We start from the raw sequence: 17,622 nt of genomic DNA, 5'->3' as shown, positions 1-17,622 counted from the left end.
GGCATTTCAGGCGTCTGCACCCACTGCGAGCGCCACCTTCCCCTCGACCACTCGGTAGCACCGGTCGGCGGCGTCGCGCAGCACCGGATCGTGGGTGATCACGATGACGGTGCGATGCACGGCGATCGATCGCAGGACCCGCGCCAGCCGCTCGGTGTTCGCCCGGTCCAGGCCGGTACTCGGCTCGTCGAGGATCAGCACCGGGGTCTGCCGCGCGAACCCCCGCGCCAGCGCGATCCGCCGGCGCTGCCCGCCCGAGAGTTCCGGGCCGCCCGAGCTGGTCGGGGTCGCGTAGCCGTCGGGCAGCCGGCGCACGAACTCGTCGGCGCCCGCGAGGTCCCCCGCGACACACGGATCCGCCCCGCTGCCGTAGCCGACGTTGGACGCGAGCGTCCCCGTCCGGATCACCGCGTGCTGCGGCACCAGCGTCACGAATTCGCGCAGTGCCGCGCCGCCCCGGCCCGCGCGGTCCCCGAGTTCGACGGTGCCGTCGACGTCCACCGTGCCCGCCAAGGCGGACCCGATCGTCGACTTCCCCGCCCCGGACGGGCCGACGAGGGCGGTCACGGTTCCGGGCTCGGCGGTGAACTCGGGGCAGTCGAGGACGAAGTCGCCCCGCCGCACCCGGACGCCGGTCATGCGCACCGGTACCGCCGGACGGACGAGCCGGGTGCCGGCATCGTCGGACCGGCTGTCCGGGACCGGCGCACCGTCGACCGACAGGACCCGCACAGGCGCCGCCAACGGCCCCGCGATCTCGACCAGGCGGTCCGCGCTGATCCTGGCGCCCACCAGCGCGAGCCGGCTCTCGGCGATGTCCTGGACGCGGGGATACAGGTAGCCGAGGTAACCGGTGAGCGCGATCAGCGCGCCGTAGGTGAGGTCGCCCGTGCGGACGAGGACCACCCCGGCCACCGAGACGGCGATCAGCGTCAGAGCCTGTGCCGAGCCGAGCACCCCGCCGAACGCGGCGTGCACGTTCGCCTCCCGCATGCGGGCGGCGAACAGTGCGGCGCCGCGGCGATGGACCTCGGCGCGTTCGGCCCACTCCATCGTGTGCAGGCGCACGTGCTCGACGGTGCCCGCGATCTCGCCGATCGCGGTCCCGAGCCCCGAATGCGCTGCGCGCTCACGCTCGGTCGCGCGTTCCTGCGCGCCGCGGAACGCGCGGGACAGACCCATGAGCACCGGCACGGCGACCAGCGCGACCAGCGTCAGCTGCCAGCTCAGCCAGCACGCCACGGCGATCAGGCCACCCGTCGTCAGGAGCGCGACCACCGCCTGGATCACGGACACCGACAGCGCGGTCTCGAGCACCACCACGTCCTCGGTGAGCCGGACCACGACGTCTCCCGTGGAGAGCCGGTGCACGTCGTCGAGCGGCAGGTCCAACAGCCGTCCGAACACCTCGTCGCGCAGGGCGAGGACGGTGCCCTCGGCGGCGCGACAGGTCGCGAGCGTTCCGGCGTACGTGAGGAGCGCGCTGAGCAGTGTGACCGCCACCCAGGCGGCGACGCCGCGGGCGGCGGACGAGAGCGAGTCCGACTCGAGGACCGCGGTGAGGACATCGGCCATGACCAGCACCGCCGCCACCTCGACGAGCGCCGCTGCGACCAACGCGGCCAGGCCACCGACGAGGGATCGTCGGTGGCCCGGCGTGAAGGTCCACAGCAGCCGAAGGAGGCTCGTGGACGTCATAGGTTTCCTCGGGTCACTGCCAGACCCAGTCCCAGCGGCGCGCCTGCGCGTTCCAGCGGCGCACCCGACGACGCTGCGGCTGCTGCGGCTTCGGCGCTCCCGGTCGCTGTCCCTGACCGTTGCCCTGTCCCGGTGCTGCCATGTGTTCATCTCCTTGCGTCGCGGCCTCGCGGCCTGTTTCCGTTGTGCAAGGACCACTCTGGCGTTTCGGCCTGGACGCACTCTGCCGTGAACCTGGTAAACGCTTGGCAATGCGCATGCCACCGACGAAAGTTACCGACGAGTGTTACTCGTTGGTAGTCGAAAACTGTTGGCGTACCGACGAGTAACGCTTACCGTCGGCCCTATGACCAAGACTTTCGCGCATACCACGGACCAGACCGTCGCTCAGCTCCTCAGCATCGTCGAGGGTGGAGACGATGTGCTGCTCACGCGCGACGGCAAGCCGCTCGCCGTGCTCAGCAAGGCCCAGCCGGAGGCCGTCGCGGTGTCGAACATGCAGACCTTCGACATCCCCGAGACCTTCTACGAGAACCTCGGCGGCGTCTAGCCCGTTCTCAGTGCCCGCCCACCAGCGTCCGGAAGAACTCCGCCGCCGGTGAGTGCGCACTGACCACGACGCCCGGATCGGACGCGGCCATCCACAGGCCGCTGCCCGCCGGAACATCGATCGCCCGGCCCGCACTGCGCACCGTCACCGTCCCCGACGTGACGACCAGCAGCTGCGGGCCGCGTGCGTCCAGCTCCACCGACGCGGCGCGCTTCAAGGCCGTCCCGTCGAGCCGCACCCGCGAGACCCGGAACTCGGGCGCGGGTGTCGAGAAGATCACCTCGGGCCCCACGGTCGAGGTGCGCGGTGCCAGATCCGACGGTGCGCGGGGCGTGAAGTCCAGCACGCGCAGCAGTTCCGGCACGTCGACGTGCTTGGGCGTGAGTCCGCCGCGCAGCACGTTGTCCGAGTTCGCCATCACCTCGACGGCGGCGCCGTTGATGTACGCGTGCAGGTTCCCGGCCGCGAGGTACAACGCCTGCCCCGGCTCCAGCACGATCCGGTTGAGCAGCAGTGCGGCCAGGACGCCGGCATCGTCGGGGTACCGCTCCCCCAGCGTCAGTGCGAGTTTCGCCTCGCCCTTGAACGCAGTCGCGCCGCTCTCCAGGTAGCGCACGCATCCGGCGAGCACCGCGGGCACCAGCACCGCGAGGGCGGGCTGCGGCAGCGTGATCCAGGTGGTCACCAGGGCCCGCAGGCCCTGCGAGTCCGGCTGCCCCGCGAGCAGGCCCAGGTAGCTGTCCAGCTCCGGGACGGCCAGCACGCGCAGCAGTTCGACGGTGACCGCCGGGTCCCGGAAGCCGGCCAGCGCCTCGAACCGGCTGAGCGCGATGACGACCTCGGGCTTGTGCGCGGCGTCGCGGTAGTTGCGCTCAGGTGCGTCCAGCGGAATGCCCGCGGCGTTCTCCCGGGCGAAGCCCTCCTCGGCCTGCTCCCGCGACGGGTGCGCCTGGAGCGAGAGCGGCTCGTCCGCGGCGAGGACCTTCACCAGGTAGGGCAGCCGGTCCCCGAACTCGCCACGGCACACGGACCCGAGCTGTCCGGTCAGGTCGGCACCGATCGCGGACAGCAGATCGCCGTCGGGCGCGTCGTCGGCACCGTCGTACAGCTTGGCCGGGTCCGCGGGGTGCGCCCCGAACCACAGCTCCGCCTCGGGGTGGTTCGACGGAACGGACCGGCCCTGCATGGTCGCCAGGACGGTGCGCGAGCCCCATGCGTAGGGGCGGATGACGCCCTCGATCCGCTCCATCACGCCTCCCCGGTCAGGCGCCGGTAGACCGACGCGAGATCGAACCGTACCGCGAGCGCCAGCAGCTCCTGCGCATCGGCGCGCGGACCCGCCGCGTCGGGCGCACGCCGCGCCCCCTCGTCCACCGGCAGCGGCTCCACATCGGGCAGGGCTCGGAGCCGGGCCTGCACCAGGGGTGCACGCTCCTCGGTGGTGAGCACCAGGACCCGCAGCGGAGTCTGCGCGGCCGGACCGTCCAGGAACGGGTCGTGGAACAGTGCGTCCGACCCGCTCAACGCGCCGCCCCGCGGTGCCGCGGCCAGCTCCGGCACGGCCAGCTCGACGTCGGCGAGGCCGACGGCGGCGACCACCTGGCCGCCCAGGGTCAGCGCCTGGGAGGCCGCGTGTTCGGCTACCGCGAGCCCCGCCGCCGTGTCCGCCGTCAGTGCGACCCGACGGCCCGCCATCCGGGCCGCGAGCCGCTTCGCCGGGTTGGATTCGACGTCCCGATCGGGCGCGCCGCGCAGTGCTTCGTCGTCGAGCGCCTCGGCGAGTGCGAACAGGAAGCCCTCGCCGGGTGCGGCCGCCCTGTCGGTACCGGCGATCCGGCCGAGCACCGCGAGCAGGGCGGCGGCGACGCCGATGAAGCCGAAGCGCTCCGGCACGCGCAGGCGCGGTGACAGGTCGACGGTGCGCCCCGCCGCCGCCTCGGCGACCGGGCCCTCGAGCGGAACCGCGACGACGACGGTCGCGCCGCGGCGCGAGGCCACGGCGATCGCCCGCGCCAGCACCAGGTCGCCCGCGTCGAAACCGCAGACGACGACCACGTCGAGTGCGCCCACCCAGGGCGGCAGCTCCGTCGAGCGCACGAGCGGCACGTCGAACCGGCCGGCGGTCAGCGCCTCGACGAATCCGGCGGCCGCGGCGGCCGGGCCGGCCCCGCAGACCACGACGACGGCGCGCGGAGCGATGCCGTCGAGTTGCTCCAGGGCCCCCTCGTCGACGGAGGCGGCCACGGCGCGCGCCTGCGCGCCCGCCAGGGCCGCGGCTCGAAGATGGCCGCCCACGTCGGCCGCGATCAGACCCGCCGGATCGTCGAGATCGGTGACCTGCGGCCCGCTCGGTCCGCTTCCGGCGCCGATGATCTCGGTCACGGCTTCCTCCCGTCCCACATCAGCGCGAAAGCGCGATCAGGCACGTACGATCGCCAGGATCCGCTCGGTCAGCGCGCGCACCTCGTCCGGTGTCGCGGCTTCGACGTTCAGCCGGAGCAGCGGCTCCGTGTTGGAGGCGCGAAGGTTGAACCAGGCGCCCGAAACCAACTGTACCGTCACGCCGTCCAGTTCATCGGTGCTCTGGATTTCGTCTGCGAAAGCATCGAGTACGGCGCGCGTGCGCTCCGCCTGGTCGGCCACCGTCGAGTTGATCTCGCCCGACGCGGCGTACCGGTCGTAGACCCCCATCACCTCCGAGAGCGGCTTGCTCTGCTCGCCGAGCGCGGCCAGGACGTGCATCGCCGCGAGCATCCCGGAGTCGGCGCCCCAGAAGTCGCGGAAGTAGTAGTGCGCGGAGTGCTCTCCGCCGAACACGGCACCGGTCTCCGCCATCTGCGCCTTGATGAACGAGTGGCCCACGCGGGTACGGACCGGCGTGCCGCCGTTCTCGACGATGATCTCCGGCACCGCCTTGGACGTGATCAGGTTGTGGATCACCGTCGAACCGGGGTGCCGGGCCAGCTCCCGCTCGGCGACCAGCGCGGTGACGGCCGACGGCGAGACCGGCTCGCCCTTCTCGTCGACGACGAAGCAGCGGTCGGCGTCACCGTCGAAGGCGAGGCCGATGTCGGCACCCTGCTCGACCACGAACCGCTGCAGGTCGACGAGGTTCTTCGGGTCCAGCGGGTTCGCCTCGTGGTTGGGGAAGTTCCCGTCCAGCTCGAAGAACAGGGCGCGCACGTCGAGCGCCTCGACGGGGCCCAGCACGGACGGCACGGTGAACCCGCCCATCCCGTTGCCGGCGTCGACGGCGACGCGCAGCGGTCGCGAGCCCGACAGGTCGACCAGCTTCCGCAGGTACTCGCCGTACTCGTCGAGCACGTCACGCTCCGCGAGGCGGCCGGCGGCACCGTCGTACGACGGTACGCCGTTCGCGACCTGCTCGGTGATGACGCGCAACCCGGTCTCCTGCCCCACGGGCTTGGCGCCCGCGCGGCACAGCTTGATGCCGTTGTAGGCCGCGGGGTTGTGCGACGCGGTGAACATCGCGCCGGGCCGGTCGAGGAGGCCCGAGGCGAAGTACAGCTCGTCCGTGGAGGCGAGGCCGATGAGGGTGACGTCGACGCCCTGGGCGAGGAGGCCCTCCGCGAACGCGGCCGACAGCGCCGGCGACGAGTCGCGCATGTCGTGGCCGACCACGGCGGCAGTCGCACCCTCGCCACGGACCAGCGCGCCGAACGCGGCACCCACGTCGCGCACGAAGGCCTCGTCGATCTGTTCACCGACGATGCCTCGGACGTCGTACGCCTTGATGACGGCCTGCACGGACTCCAGCGTTCGAACCACGCTCGACGACCTCCTGTGAAACGGCGTGCGGAAACCCTGCGGGCCCCCGTAACGGACGCCCCACCCTATCGGCAATCGGGCCGCGCGCCGGCATCCGGCGCGGGGGACGTGACGGCGCGGTGGTCGACTCTCAGTCGACGGGGTCCGGCAGCACCCGGAGGTGGCCACGGCGACCGGTCGGGGCCGCGTGCTTGGGGCCACCGCTACTGGGCTGAGCCGACGGGGTCGCCCGCGGGGCGGGCGGCGCGTCGTGCACGGGGCGCATCGCGCCGATCGGCGGGAGGGACCGGAGCGGGCCGTCCGACGGTGCCGGGTCGATCCGGCCGCGATCGCGGGCGGCGCGCTCGTGCACGGTGTCCGCCAGCGCGGTCAGGTCGTCGTCCAGGGCGGTGTTGCCCACCGAGGCGGCGCTGTAGGTCGGAAGGTTGCGCAGCATCTCCCAGCCGCGGGGCGCGGTCGTCCGGCCGGCATGGAACTCGCAGAGGTCCCATGCGTGCGGCTCGGCGGTGGTTCCCAGGGGGCCCAGCACGGCGATCGACTGGCGGTAGTCGAACGTCAGCGTCGCCACGGCGTGGTTCCTGCAGCCGGGGCGGCAGCACTGACGGACGGAGTTCACAGTAGGAAGGTTAACCCGTGGCCGGTTCGACGCGCTCCCGACACACCGCACGACCGCGCGCGGCGGCCTCGATCGGCGACCTCCGCCTACACTGAGAACATCATGAGAGCGAGGAGAACGGCGCCGGACAGCGGCGCGCAGCTGCGCCGCCGGGTCTCGAGGGACCGGCGTGGACACGGCCTGCGCGGCCCGCTGGTGCCACGCGGACTCCCGGCGCACCGCAGCCGGTCACAGGGCTTCGACGAGGTCGTCCTCGACGCCTTCGCCGAGATCGACGGGCTCTGGCACGATCGCTTGGCGGATCTCGACATCGCGGTCGACGACGTCCCCGGCATCCTGCCGCACGACCCGGATTCGGTGTCGTGGCCCGAGGAGGTGGAGGCCGACGGGCCGATCCCGCTCGCGCGCATGGTGCCTGCCGGCATCGATCGGCGGGGCAATCGCACGCGCGCACGGTTGATCGTGTTCCGACGCCCGCTCCAACGGCGGGCCAAATCGGAGGCCGATCTGTTGGACGAGATCCTCGCGATCCTGGTTCACCAGATCAGCGGGTATCTCGGTGTGACCGAGGAGACTCTGCTCGCGGGCCCCGACGCACTCTGACCCGACGGGTCAGATGATGCCGCGCTTGAGCTTGCGGCGCTCACGCTCGGACAGGCCGCCCCAGATGCCGAAACGCTCATCCTTGGACAACGCGTACTCGAGGCACTCGTTGCGCACCTCGCAGCCCAGGCAGATGCGCTTGGCCTCGCGGGTGGAGCCGCCCTTCTCGGGGAAGAACGCCTCCGGATCCGTCTGCGAGCACAGCGCGCGGTCCTGCCACTGATCCTCGACGGCCTCGTAGAGCTCCTCGAAACCCGTGGGCACCAGGCTCAGGTGCGCACGGCTGGACCCACCGGAGAAGCTTCCGAACGGTTCACGATGAGCGTCGATCGTCATCGGCCCGCCTCCCTCGTTGCTTTCGTGGTGTTCGATGGTCGTTCTCTTGATGTGCCCGCCGCGAGCGATCACGCCGCACTGAATGACACGGTTGTGATTACACACGCGCAAAGCCGCCACGTCAAGCTGAACCGGAAAATTAGCTAATACCACCTGGACGCCCCGAACGCAGGGCTCGACACGTGGTTGAGATGTGTTCCGCGTCACACTTCGCAGCGGCGATCCGCTCGGCGACCGAGTCGCCCCGCGCCATCGATCATGCCACTCCGAGCACCCCGATTCCCAACATCCGAGGTCATCGCTCGCGGGGCCGCCGGCGCTGCCCCGCGACCCCGTCGGCGGCCCGACCGCGCCGCGCCCACTACCCTCGGTGAGGTGAAGGTGACGGTGCTGGTGGGCGGTGTCGGCGGAGCGCGATTCCTCGAGGGCGCGCGGGAACGGTTCGGGGTCACGCCCTTTCCCGATCGAGACGGCGCACCCCCCGTCGACGGCGCCTCCGCGACCGGTGAGCACACGGTGACGGCCGTGGTGAACGTGGGCGACGACGCGTGGATGCACGGCGTGCGGATCTGCCCCGATCTGGACACGTGTATGTACACCCTCGGCGGCGGCATCGACACCGAGCGCGGCTGGGGACACCGGAACGAGACCTGGCACGCCAAGGAGGAACTCGCGAAGTACGGGGCCGATCCCGATTGGTTCGGCCTCGGCGATCGCGACCTGGCCACGCACCTGATCCGCACACAGATGCTCAGCTCCGGCTATCCCCTCACCGATGTCACCGCCGCGCTGTGCAACCGCTGGCAGCCCGGCGTGCGGCTGTTGCCCGCCACGGACGGGCGGCACGAGACGCACGTCGTGGTCGCGGACCCCGCGTCGGACGACGGCGCGAAGAAGGCCATCCACTTCCAGGAGTGGTGGGTGCGCTACCGCGCGGACATCGAGACCTTCGGCTTCGCGCAGGTCGGCGGGGCCGACGGTACGGGGTCCGGCAAGGCGCAGGCGTCACGGACCGCGATCGCCGCGATCGAGGACGCCGACGTCGTCTTCCTCGCCCCCTCGAACCCGATCGTCTCGATCGGCGCGATCCTGTCGGTGGGCGGCATCCGAGCCGCGCTGCGCACGACCCGGGCCAAGGTGGTGGGCGTGTCCCCCGTGATCGGCGGAGCGCCGTTGCGCGGCATGGCCGATCGCTGCCTGGAGGTCCTCGGGATCGAGACGAGTGCGCAGGCGATCGGCGAGCACTTCGGTGCGCGCAGCGGCAACGGCATCCTCGACGGCTGGCTGGTCTCGAACGACAACGGGGCGGACGCGGCCGTCGACATCCCCGGGCTTCCCGTCGCCGCGGTGCCGCTGCTCATGAGCTCGCCGCAGGCGACCGCCGCCATGATCGACGCCGGCCTCGAGCTGGTGGGCCTGTGAGCGCCCGGCCCGCGCGTGACGCACCGTCGCGACCCGAGCGCGACCACGGCGCACCGTCGTTGGAGATCCTGCCCGTCTTCGGCGTCCCGGAGGTGACCGAGGGCGACGACATCGCCGCCCTGCTCGCCGATGCCGCGCCGTGGCTCGCGGACGGCGATGTCGTGGTGGTCACCTCGAAGGTCTTCTCCAAGGCGGAGGGTCGGGTGCTGGCGGCGCCGTCGGACCCGGACGAGCGGGACGCGTTCCGGCGCAGGCTGATCGCCGAGGAGTCGGTGCGGGTGCTGGCCACGAAGGGGCGTACCTGGATCACCGAGAACCGGCTGGGGATCGTCCAGGCCGCGTCCGGGGTGGACGCGTCGAACGTCGCGTCGGACACCGTCGCCCTGCTCCCCGAGGACCCGGACGGCAGCGCCGCCGCGACCCGCGCGGGTCTGCGGGAGCGGCTCGGCGTCGACGTCGCCGTGCTCGTCACGGACACCATGGGCCGCGCGTGGCGCACCGGCCAGACCGATGCCGCGATCGGCGCGGCGGGCGTGGAGGTGCTGCACGGCTACGCGGGTGCGGTGGACGCCTACGGCAACGACCTGGTGGTCACGGAGATCGCGGTCGCCGACGAGCTCGCCGCCGCAGCGGATCTCGTGAAGGGCAAGCTCGGCGGCGTCCCCGTGGCCGTGGTCCGGGGCTTCGCCGTCCGGCCGCCGGCGGCGGGCTCACCGCTCGCCACCGCCCGCGGCCTGGTCCGGCCCGGCGAGGACGACCTGTTCCACACGGGCGTGGAAGCCGCTCGACGGCAGGCGCTCCTGGTCCGGCGGTCCGTCCGGGCGTTCGCCGCCGAGCCGGTCCCCGAGGACGACGTCCGAGAGGCCGTTGCGGAGGCCCTGACGGCCCCTGCGCCGCATCACACCCATCCCGTGCGGTTCGTGTGGGTGCGCGACCCGCAGCGCCGCACGGCGCTCCTGGACGCCATGAAGGAGCAATGGGCGGCGGACCTCTCGGGCGACGGACGCACGGACGAGTCCGTCGCGAAGCGGGTCCGGCGCGGCCAGTTGCTCTACGACGCCCCGGAACTCATCCTCCCGTTCATGGTTCCCGACGGTGCCCACGCCTACCCCGACGCCCGTCGCACCGCCGCCGAGGAGACGATGTTCACCGTGGCCGTCGGCGCCGCGGTCCAGTCGCTGCTCGTCGCGCTCGCCGTGCGTGGGATCGGAAGCTGTTGGGTGGGTTCGACGATCTTCGCCGCCGAGACCGTGCGTGCGGTTCTCGCACTGCCCGAGGACTACCGGCCGGCCGGCGCGATCGCCGTCGGGTACCCGGCCGATCCGTCCGTGCTGTCCGCGCCCCGGCCGCCGCTCCCGCCCGGCGACATGCTGATCGAAAGGTAGCCCAGTGTCTTTCGCGTCCCTGCACGCCTCCGCCGTCGACCTCCTCGCGCGCTTCGACGCCCGCACCGACGCCGACGACGCCCTGCGGCACACCGTGCTCGCCTTCCTCGACGCGCAACCGAACGCGTGCGCCCGCGCGAACGTGCCGGGCCACATCACGGCTTCCGTGGTGATCCTCAATCAGGACCGCACGCACGTGGTGCTCACGCACCACCCGCGAGTCGGCGAGTGGCTGCAGTTGGGCGGGCACTGCGAGGACGCGGATTCGACGGTGCCCGCCGCCGCCCTCCGCGAGGGGCACGAGGAGTCCGGCCTCGCCGATCTCGTCTTCGACGCGGACCTGCTCACGCTGCACACCCACCCCATCCGCTGTTCGCTGGGGGTGCCGACCCGCCACCTGGACCTCCGTTTCCGCGCCTTCGCGGTGGGCCCCGGGACCCCTGAACTCGCGATCAGCGAGGAGTCGAACGACCTGCGCTGGTGGCCCGTCGACGCCCTCCCCGACTCCGCCGAGCGCACCACCGTGGCCCACCAGGTGCGCGCCGCCCTGGCCCGGGATTGACGACGGAGCCTCACGGACTACGACCGCATGGGTGCCGAGGTGAGCAGCGGCGCCGAGAACCATCACCAGCGACTCTTCTGAGAGGTATTGCGCACTGTTCTATCAATCCGTACGCTCCCAACAATCGTCCGGCGCACCGTCGGACTCCTGCGGGCCCGCCCGCCCCGACCACGACGAGGTGGCACGAGATGTTGGCGTACGAACGATTCGGCTCGGGTGAGCCACTGGTGCTGGTCCACGGGATCGCGCACCGTCGGCAGGCCTGGTACCCGGTGGCGGAGCGGCTCGCGGAGCACCGCGAGGTCATCCTGTTCGACCTCCCCGGCCACGGCGAGTCCCCCGCTCTGGACCTCGCCGGCCGCACGGTCCAGGAGGCGCTGCATCAGCACCTGGTGGACCTGTTCGACGAGCTGGACCTCGTACGGCCGCACATCGCCGGCAACTCGCTGGGCGGACGGATCGCGCTCGAGGCCGCGGCGAGCGGCATCGTCAGCAGCGCGACAGGGCTCTCGCCCGCCGGCTTCTGGCGCGACGACAAGGACTTCCTCCTCATCCGCGCGCACTTCATCGCGCTGATCGCCGCGGGCCGGGCCGCCGCACCGCTGGCACCGCTGCTCACCCGGAGCGGAATCGGCCGTCGCCTGATGCTGGCCTCACTGATGACGCACGGCGAGCGTCTCACTCCGGAGCGCGTGCTCGGCGATCTGACGAACATGGTCGACTCGCGACACACGCTCGCCGACATCATCGGCGGCGCGTTCCCGTTCGAGGACGACATCGCCGCCGACATCCCCGTCACCGTCGCGTGGGGCACCCGCGACCGCGTCCTGCTCCCCTACCAGGGCCGGCGCGCGCGGCAGCGGCTTCCGCGGGCCGAGCACGTCTGGCTCCCGGGCAGCGGTCACGTCCCCATGTCCGACGATGCCGACGCGGTCGTCGAGATCCTCCTGCGCGGCTCAGCCGGCGGCCTCCTCGCCCGCGCCGACGACGCGGCCTGATTGTGACGACGATCACGTAGTCCAAATAAGCGATACTTCTCAGCAAACTTACCCAATGCTAGTATGCCTTAGTGATCATCTGGCGCGGTTGGGGCATTCTCGGCGTTCTCCTCATTCCTGTGGGGATCTTCGTCGGGTTCGGATTAGGCCGAACGAACTTCAGCATCGCCGGCGGGTTGCTGCTCGCCGCCGGCGGCTGCGCAGCACTGGGCTACTGGCTCAACATCGTCCGTCCGCGAGACAGGGCGGCGAAGTACGCCCAGCAACGCACCGCGGAGCTTGCGGGCTACATCGCCTCCGGCAACTATCAGCCGACGCCCGGCTATCAGCCCGGCTCGACGGCGGAGGCTCATGAGCTGGCCGAACGCCAGGTCATCGCGGAGCAGGTCGAGGTTGAGCGCGCGATGCGCAATCAGCACACAGTGTTCTGGATTCCGATGCAGTACTTGTCGATCGGTATCGTCGCGCTCGCCCTCGCCGAGTTGGTCGGACTGATCCACATCCACTAGCTCACACCGGTCGGGGCGCGCCGTCCGCTCCGGGGAAGTCGGCGGACCGGGCGAGATCGGCCCACCTGCGCACGCCGTCGAGGCCCGACGCGTACGCGGCGGTGAGCCGCTCGACGGCCTCGGCGCCGAGCGGCAACCGGAGGGGCACGTCGTCCGAACGGACCAGGTCACCGATGATCCGCGCGGCCCGGGCCGGATCGCCCTCCTGCGCGCCGTCCGAGCCGGTCAGGTCGCGCTGCACGGCTCCTACGGTCCGGCCGTACACCTCCGACGGCGCCGTCACCGCCAACGAACGACCGGTGTTGAAGCCGGTGCGAAATCGCGACGGCTCGACGATGAGCACCCGCACCCCGAACTCCGCGACCTCGGCCGCGAGTGCCTCGGACCAGCCCTCCAGCGCGAACTTGCTCGCCGAGTAGGCGCCGACCGCGGGGAAGGACAGGCGCCCGCCCTGGCTGCTCATCTGCACGACGGTGCCCGTCCCGCGCTCCCGCATCCCCGGCAGCGCAGCCCTGGTCAGCGCGGCGGCGGCGAAGAAGTTCAGCTCGAGTTGCTCCCGAAGCCGCTCCATCGACAGTTCCTCTGCGGCACCGGCGATCGCGCGGCCCGCGTTGTTCACCAGGACATCGATCGAGGTGCGCTCGATCATCGACGTCACCCGGTCGACCGCGTCGGCGTCGCGCAGGTCGGCCTCGATCAGGTCCACTCTCCGCGGGTGCGCGGCGACGAGGTCGGCGACACTCGCCCCGTCGCGGACCACCACGGTCACCGAGTCACCGCGCCCCAGCGCGTCCTCCGCGAGGCACCGCCCGAATCCCTGCGACGCGCCCGTGACCAGCCAGTTCAATCCGTTGCTCATGTTCATGGCCGCAACGGTAGGACTTCGAGCGCGCTCGAACGCAAGCCCTGATCCAGCAGAACTCCCCCGCCCCCGCAGATATCTCCGCTTGCCCCGTGGATTCTCGGGGCGAGCGGAGATATCTGCTGCGTGTGAAGGTTTCGGCGGCGTCAGCCGATCCGGAGGCCCTTTCCGACGGTGACCACACCGCCCGCGGAGACGTTGAAGCGCTCGCGCTCGCGCTCGAGGTTCACGCCCAGGATCTCGCCGCGACCGACCACGACGTTCTTGTCGAGGATCGCGCGCCGCACCACGGCGCCCGGCTCGATCTTCACGCCCGGCATGAGCACCGACCCCTCGACGGTGGCACCGTCGCCGATGGTGACGTTCGCGCCGATGACGGAGTTGCGCACCGTGGCACCCGAGATGATGCTGCCGGCGCCGACCATGGACTCCTGCGCGAGCCCGCCGCGGGCGAACTTCGCCGGGGGCAGGTTGTCGTTCTCGCAACGGATGGGCCACTGCCGGTTGTAGAGGTTGAAGATCGGGTACACCGATACCAGATCCATGTGCGCCTCGTAGAAGGCGTCGATGGTGCCGACGTCGCGCCAGTAGCCCGCGTCGCGTTCGGTGGCGCCGGGCACCTTGTTGTCGCTGAAGTCGTAGACCGCCGCCTCGCCACGAGCCACGAATGCGGGGATGATGTCGCCACCCATGTCGTGGTCGGAGTCCGGGTTCTCCGCGTCGGCGATGATCGCGTCGACGAGGGCCTTGCGACTGAACACGTAGTTGCCCATCGACGCGAAGGTGACCTCCGGATCGTCGGGCGTGCCGGGCGGATCCGCGGGCTTCTCGAGGAACTGCGTGATCTTCCCCGCGTCGTCGGATTCGATGCAGCCGAAGGCCTTCGCCTCGGCCCGCGGCACACGGATGCCCGCAACCGTGACGCCGGCGCCGGATTCGATGTGCGCCTGCACCATCTGCGACGGGTCCATGCGGTACACGTGGTCGGCACCGAAGACCACGATGTAGTCCGGGTCGTCATCGGTGATGAGGTTCATCGACTGGTAGATCGCGTCGGCACTGCCGGTGAACCACCGCTTGCCGACGCGCTGCTGCGCGGGAACCGGGGTGATGTACTCGCCACGGAAGCCGAACATGCGCCACGTCTGGCTGATGTGCCGATCCAGCGAGTGCGACTTGTACTGCGTCAGCACGCACAGGCGCTGGTACCCGGCGTTGACCAGGTTCGACAGCACGAAGTCGATGAGGCGGTACGAGCCGCCGAAGGGCACTGCGGGCTTCGCGCGGTCCGCGGTCAGCGGATACAGGCGCTTGCCCTCGCCGCCGGCGAGGACGATTCCCAAAACACGAGGCTGGTTGCTCACGGGTCCACGCTAACCCCAATCCGGGCGCGCGTGCAGTGTTCTGCGACAGTGCATCCGAACGCACTGCTAAGCACAGACGTACGGGCGGACAACCACAGGCGAACCGCAGCATCCGCGCTGCACGGAACCGCCCACGGACCGGCACCGCAGGCTCTAGCGTGGACGCCATGCGCGTAGCGATGATGACGAGGGAGTACCCGCCGGAGGTCTACGGCGGGGCGGGCGTGCACGTGACGGAGCTCGTCAGCCGGCTGCGCGACCTGTGCGAGGTCGACGTGCACTGCATGGGCGTTCCCCGGCCCGACATGGACGACGTGACCGTCTCCGACCCCGATCCCGCGCTGGCCGGTGCCAACACCGCCCTTGAGATGTTCTCCACGCAGCTGCGCATGGCGAACCTCGCCGCCGAGGCCGAGGTCGTGCACAGCCACACCTGGTACACGGGCCTCGCCGGGCACGTCGCCGGGCAGCTCTACGGCGTGCCGCACATCCTCACCGCGCACTCGCTGGAGCCGCACCGCCCGTGGAAGGCCGAGCAGCTCGCCGGCGGCTACCGCCTCTCCAGCTGGTCCGAGCGCAACGCGGTCGAGTACGCCGACGCGGTGATCGCCGTCAGCCGGGGCATGGCGAAGGACGTCCTGGAGGCCTACCCGAATCTGGATCCGAGCCGGGTCCACGTGGTGCTCAACGGGATCGACTCGCAGGTCTGGCATCCGGCTCCCACTTTCGGCGAGGACTCACCGCTCGTCGAGCGGCACATCGACCCCGACCGGCCGATCGTCGCCTTCGTCGGCCGCATCACGCGACAGAAGGGTGTGAAGCACCTGATCGCGGCCGCGCACCGGTTCGATCCGGACGTCCAGCTGGTGCTCTGCGCCGGCGCCCCCGACACCCCGGAGATCGCTGCGGAGACGGCCGATGCGGTTGCCGCGCTCGCCGAGTCGCGCGACGGCGTGCACTGGGTCCAGGACATGCTGCCCACCCCGAAGGTGCGTGAGATCCTCAGCGCCGCCTCGGTGTTCGTCTGCCCGTCCGTGTACGAGCCGCTGGGCATCGTCAACCTCGAGGCCATGGCGTGCGGCACCGCCGTCGTCGCCTCGGACGTGGGCGGCATCCCCGAGGTGGTCGTCGACGGCGAGACCGGCACGCTGGTGCACTACGACGAGGCCGACACCGCCACCTTCGAGGCGGACCTCGCCTCCGCGGTCAACGCGCTCTGCGCGGATCCGGCTCGCGCGGCGGCGTACGGTGCGGCGGGGCGTGCCAGGGCGGTCGCCGACTTCAGCTGGGAGTCCATCGCCGCGCAGACCCTGGACGTCTACCGGCACGCACTCGCGGCCCGCTCCTAGCGCGGTTCCCGGGCCCGACGGTGCCCCAGGCCCGACAGGTGCCCCGCTACCGCAGGCCGTAGACGCTGACGGTGCCCGATGCCGTCACGGCGGCGGCGCCGGACGCGGTGAGCCTCTCGATCGCCGCGGCGCGATCCCCCGGCGAACCGTGATGCGCGCTGGGTCCCATCGCGACCAGGTCGGTCGCGGCTGCGGCCGTCAGCTCCATGATCCACTCGTGCTTCTCGCGGGAGAGCAGTTCGAAGTCGTGCAGCGCACCGTCGAGCCTGGCGACCTTGCCCTCCTCGACGGAGATCATCCCGAGCGGCTCGACCAGCTGCCGTAGGTGATTCGGGCCCGGGGTGAGCACGACGAGTCGCCCGCCGGGCGCGAGCACCCGTGCGAACTCCGCGGCGTTGCGCGGCGCGAACACCGACAGGACCACGGCGACGGCACCGTCGGCGACGGGCAGGCGCGCCCAGCCGTTGGCGACCACCGCGCCGATCCCCGGCCCGCGCCGGGCCGTGCGCCGGGCAGCGGGCTTGGACAGGTCGAGGCCGATGCCGGTGCCACCGCGCGCCTCCACCGCCCTGGCCAGGTACTCGCCCTCCCCCGCGCCGCAGTCCAGGACCGGGCCCGCCGGGGCGTCGACGGCCGCGGCTGCGACCGCCGCGTGGAACTGCTCGTAGTGCCCGGTGGCGAAGAAGCGCTCGCGGGCGGAGATCATGTCGGCGTCGTCCGCGATGAGGCCGCTCGCGTCACCGGCGAGCAGCGAGACGTAGCCCTGGCGGGCGATGTCGAAGCCGTGTCCGCGCGGGCACAGCAGGGTTCCGCCGTCGGCCTCCAGCTCGCCGCCGCAGTGCGGACAGGCCAGCGCCGGCAGCACCGCGGCCAGACCGGGCGGGACTTGCACCACCGAACACCCCCGAAAAAGCGGAGATCCCGCGCGGTTCGCACCGCGCGGGATCTACGGAGAAAGCAGTTCCACCGACATTACGACGTGACGCCGCGCAGCTCCTCGCCGAGAGCCGCAGCCTCGTCCGGCGTGAGCTCCACCACGAGTCGTCCACCACCCTCCAGAGGTACGCGCATCACGATCCCGCGCCCCTCCTTGGTCGCTTCCAAGGGGCCGTCCCCCGTACGTGGCTTCATCGCCGCCATCCGTTGCTCCCTTCAGATCCTTCACCCGCCCCGAGCACGCCCGAACCGGGTCCGCAGTACATTCTAGCCTGTGCGCTGCGGCGATCGGCGCGGACTAGGGCGACGGCCCTGCTACTCGCGTCCCTCGGAGTCCTCCGGGACGGCCGCTCGCGACTCCGGCTCCGCTGCGAGACGCGCCCGCAGGACGTCGATCTCGCGCGCGAGACGTTCGAGGGCCCAGTCCACCTCGGCGGGCTTGTACCCGCGTACCACCTGTTGGAATCGGAGTGCGCGGACATCGGCGCCCGCCACGTCTTCCGCGGGGAGCACCGTCGGCGTGGCGCCGGTCTCCAGCGGCGGAGTCTCGTCGCCGCGCCCGAACACGAGCGCGGCGACGCCGTACAGGACCGCGGCCACGGCCAGCAGTCCCAGGGCGTACAGCACGATCACCATGGGGCCA

20 protein-coding genes are annotated in these 17,622 nt (G+C 71.5%); 8 read left to right on the top strand and 12 right to left on the bottom strand.

Annotation, left to right across the window (positions count from 1 at the left end; genetic code table 11):
- Window positions 1-6 precede the first annotated feature (6 nt).
- Together AXK60_RS24690 and AXK60_RS27870 are read right to left on the bottom strand one after the other, a co-directional pair.
- Entirely contained in the window at window positions 7-1,698 is a 1,692-nt protein-coding gene (locus tag AXK60_RS24690; RefSeq protein WP_068575146.1) for an ABC transporter ATP-binding protein, read from the bottom strand.
- Window positions 1,699-1,711: 13 nt separating this feature from the next.
- Window positions 1,712-1,840, bottom strand: a complete 129-nt coding sequence (locus AXK60_RS27870; RefSeq protein WP_269451183.1) for a hypothetical protein — start codon at window positions 1,838-1,840, stop codon at window positions 1,712-1,714.
- Window positions 1,841-2,044: 204 nt separating this feature from the next.
- Between AXK60_RS27870 and AXK60_RS24685 the strand changes: the two genes are divergently transcribed.
- Window positions 2,045-2,248 carry a hypothetical protein gene (locus AXK60_RS24685; RefSeq protein WP_068575145.1) on the top strand — a complete coding sequence of 68 codons (204 nt, stop codon included), beginning with the start codon at window positions 2,045-2,047 and terminating at the stop codon, window positions 2,246-2,248.
- A 7-nt stretch (window positions 2,249-2,255) separates the two neighbouring features.
- Here AXK60_RS24685 and manA read toward each other — a convergent pair whose 3' ends face one another.
- The 4 genes from manA to AXK60_RS24665 all read right to left on the bottom strand — a co-directional run bounded on the left by manA (window position 2,256) and on the right by AXK60_RS24665 (window position 6,653).
- Window positions 2,256-3,497: a mannose-6-phosphate isomerase, class I gene (manA, locus tag AXK60_RS24680; RefSeq protein ID WP_068575144.1), complete on the bottom strand. Its 1,242-nt coding sequence runs from the start codon at window positions 3,495-3,497 to the stop codon at window positions 2,256-2,258.
- Entirely contained in the window at window positions 3,497-4,630 is a 1,134-nt protein-coding gene (locus tag AXK60_RS24675) for a hypothetical protein (protein WP_068575143.1), read from the bottom strand. Before AXK60_RS24675 ends, manA begins: the two co-directional genes overlap by 1 nt.
- 36 nt (window positions 4,631-4,666) lie before the next feature.
- Window positions 4,667-6,037, bottom strand: a complete 1,371-nt coding sequence (locus tag AXK60_RS24670) for a phosphomannomutase/phosphoglucomutase (protein WP_068575142.1) — start codon at window positions 6,035-6,037, stop codon at window positions 4,667-4,669.
- Window positions 6,038-6,167: 130 nt separating this feature from the next.
- Window positions 6,168-6,653, bottom strand: a complete 486-nt coding sequence (locus AXK60_RS24665) for a DUF3499 domain-containing protein (protein WP_068575141.1) — start codon at window positions 6,651-6,653, stop codon at window positions 6,168-6,170.
- Window positions 6,654-6,755: 102 nt separating this feature from the next.
- Here AXK60_RS24665 and AXK60_RS24660 point away from each other — a divergent pair, with 102 nt between their 5' ends.
- Complete coding sequence (locus tag AXK60_RS24660) at window positions 6,756-7,256, top strand: metallopeptidase family protein (RefSeq protein ID WP_068575140.1); 501 nt, start codon at window positions 6,756-6,758, stop codon at window positions 7,254-7,256.
- Between the two features lie 9 nt (window positions 7,257-7,265).
- On the opposite strand, the gene AXK60_RS24655 is transcribed toward AXK60_RS24660, so the two are convergent.
- A complete protein-coding gene (locus AXK60_RS24655) occupies window positions 7,266-7,592 on the bottom strand; it encodes a WhiB family transcriptional regulator (RefSeq protein WP_068575139.1) in 327 nt (108 codons plus the stop codon).
- Between the two features lie 375 nt (window positions 7,593-7,967).
- Between AXK60_RS24655 and cofD the strand changes: the two genes are divergently transcribed.
- From cofD to AXK60_RS24630, 5 genes are all read left to right on the top strand, one after another.
- Complete coding sequence (gene cofD / locus AXK60_RS24650; protein ID WP_068575138.1) at window positions 7,968-9,014, top strand: 2-phospho-L-lactate transferase; 1,047 nt, start codon at window positions 7,968-7,970, stop codon at window positions 9,012-9,014.
- Window positions 9,011-10,399, top strand: coding sequence for a coenzyme F420-0:L-glutamate ligase (locus AXK60_RS24645; RefSeq protein WP_068575137.1), 1,389 nt, complete (start codon window positions 9,011-9,013; stop codon window positions 10,397-10,399). Before cofD ends, AXK60_RS24645 begins: the two co-directional genes overlap by 4 nt.
- A 4-nt stretch (window positions 10,400-10,403) precedes the next feature.
- Entirely contained in the window at window positions 10,404-10,961 is a 558-nt protein-coding gene (locus AXK60_RS24640) for an NUDIX hydrolase (protein ID WP_068575136.1), read from the top strand.
- Window positions 10,962-11,149: 188 nt separating this feature from the next.
- Window positions 11,150-11,959, top strand: a complete 810-nt coding sequence (locus AXK60_RS24635; protein ID WP_068575135.1) for an alpha/beta fold hydrolase — start codon at window positions 11,150-11,152, stop codon at window positions 11,957-11,959.
- 71 nt (window positions 11,960-12,030) lie between these two features.
- Window positions 12,031-12,468: a hypothetical protein gene (locus AXK60_RS24630; RefSeq protein WP_068746965.1), complete on the top strand. Its 438-nt coding sequence runs from the start codon at window positions 12,031-12,033 to the stop codon at window positions 12,466-12,468.
- Between the two features lies 1 nt (window position 12,469).
- Here the strand turns inward: AXK60_RS24630 and AXK60_RS24625 are convergent, their stop codons facing one another.
- Window positions 12,470-13,333 (bottom strand): SDR family NAD(P)-dependent oxidoreductase, encoded by an 864-nt coding sequence (locus AXK60_RS24625; protein ID WP_068575133.1) that lies wholly within the window; start codon window positions 13,331-13,333, stop codon window positions 12,470-12,472.
- 143 nt (window positions 13,334-13,476) lie between these two features.
- Complete coding sequence (glgC, locus tag AXK60_RS24620; protein ID WP_068575132.1) at window positions 13,477-14,694, bottom strand: glucose-1-phosphate adenylyltransferase; 1,218 nt, start codon at window positions 14,692-14,694, stop codon at window positions 13,477-13,479.
- 167 nt (window positions 14,695-14,861) lie between these two features.
- Between glgC and glgA the strand changes: the two genes are divergently transcribed.
- On the top strand, window positions 14,862-16,043 hold the full coding sequence (gene glgA, locus AXK60_RS24615) for a glycogen synthase (RefSeq protein WP_068575350.1): 1,182 nt from the start codon (window positions 14,862-14,864) through the stop codon (window positions 16,041-16,043).
- 46 nt (window positions 16,044-16,089) lie between these two features.
- Here glgA and AXK60_RS24610 read toward each other — a convergent pair whose 3' ends face one another.
- The 3 genes from AXK60_RS24610 to AXK60_RS24605 all read right to left on the bottom strand — a co-directional run bounded on the left by AXK60_RS24610 (window position 16,090) and on the right by AXK60_RS24605 (window position 17,615).
- A complete protein-coding gene (locus tag AXK60_RS24610) occupies window positions 16,090-16,935 on the bottom strand; it encodes a putative RNA methyltransferase (RefSeq protein ID WP_244881170.1) in 846 nt (281 codons plus the stop codon).
- A gap of 80 nt (window positions 16,936-17,015) precedes the next feature.
- Complete coding sequence (locus AXK60_RS25505) at window positions 17,016-17,183, bottom strand: DUF3117 domain-containing protein (RefSeq protein ID WP_068532479.1); 168 nt, start codon at window positions 17,181-17,183, stop codon at window positions 17,016-17,018.
- Between the two features lie 111 nt (window positions 17,184-17,294).
- Window positions 17,295-17,615 carry a DivIVA domain-containing protein gene (locus tag AXK60_RS24605; protein ID WP_068575131.1) on the bottom strand — a complete coding sequence of 107 codons (321 nt, stop codon included), beginning with the start codon at window positions 17,613-17,615 and terminating at the stop codon, window positions 17,295-17,297.
- Window positions 17,616-17,622 lie beyond the last annotated feature (7 nt).

This window comes from Tsukamurella pseudospumae, assembly GCF_001575195.1.
Lineage (GTDB): Bacteria > Actinomycetota > Actinomycetes > Mycobacteriales > Mycobacteriaceae > Tsukamurella > Tsukamurella pseudospumae.
This window is presented reverse-complemented; position numbering and strand designations above follow the sequence as displayed.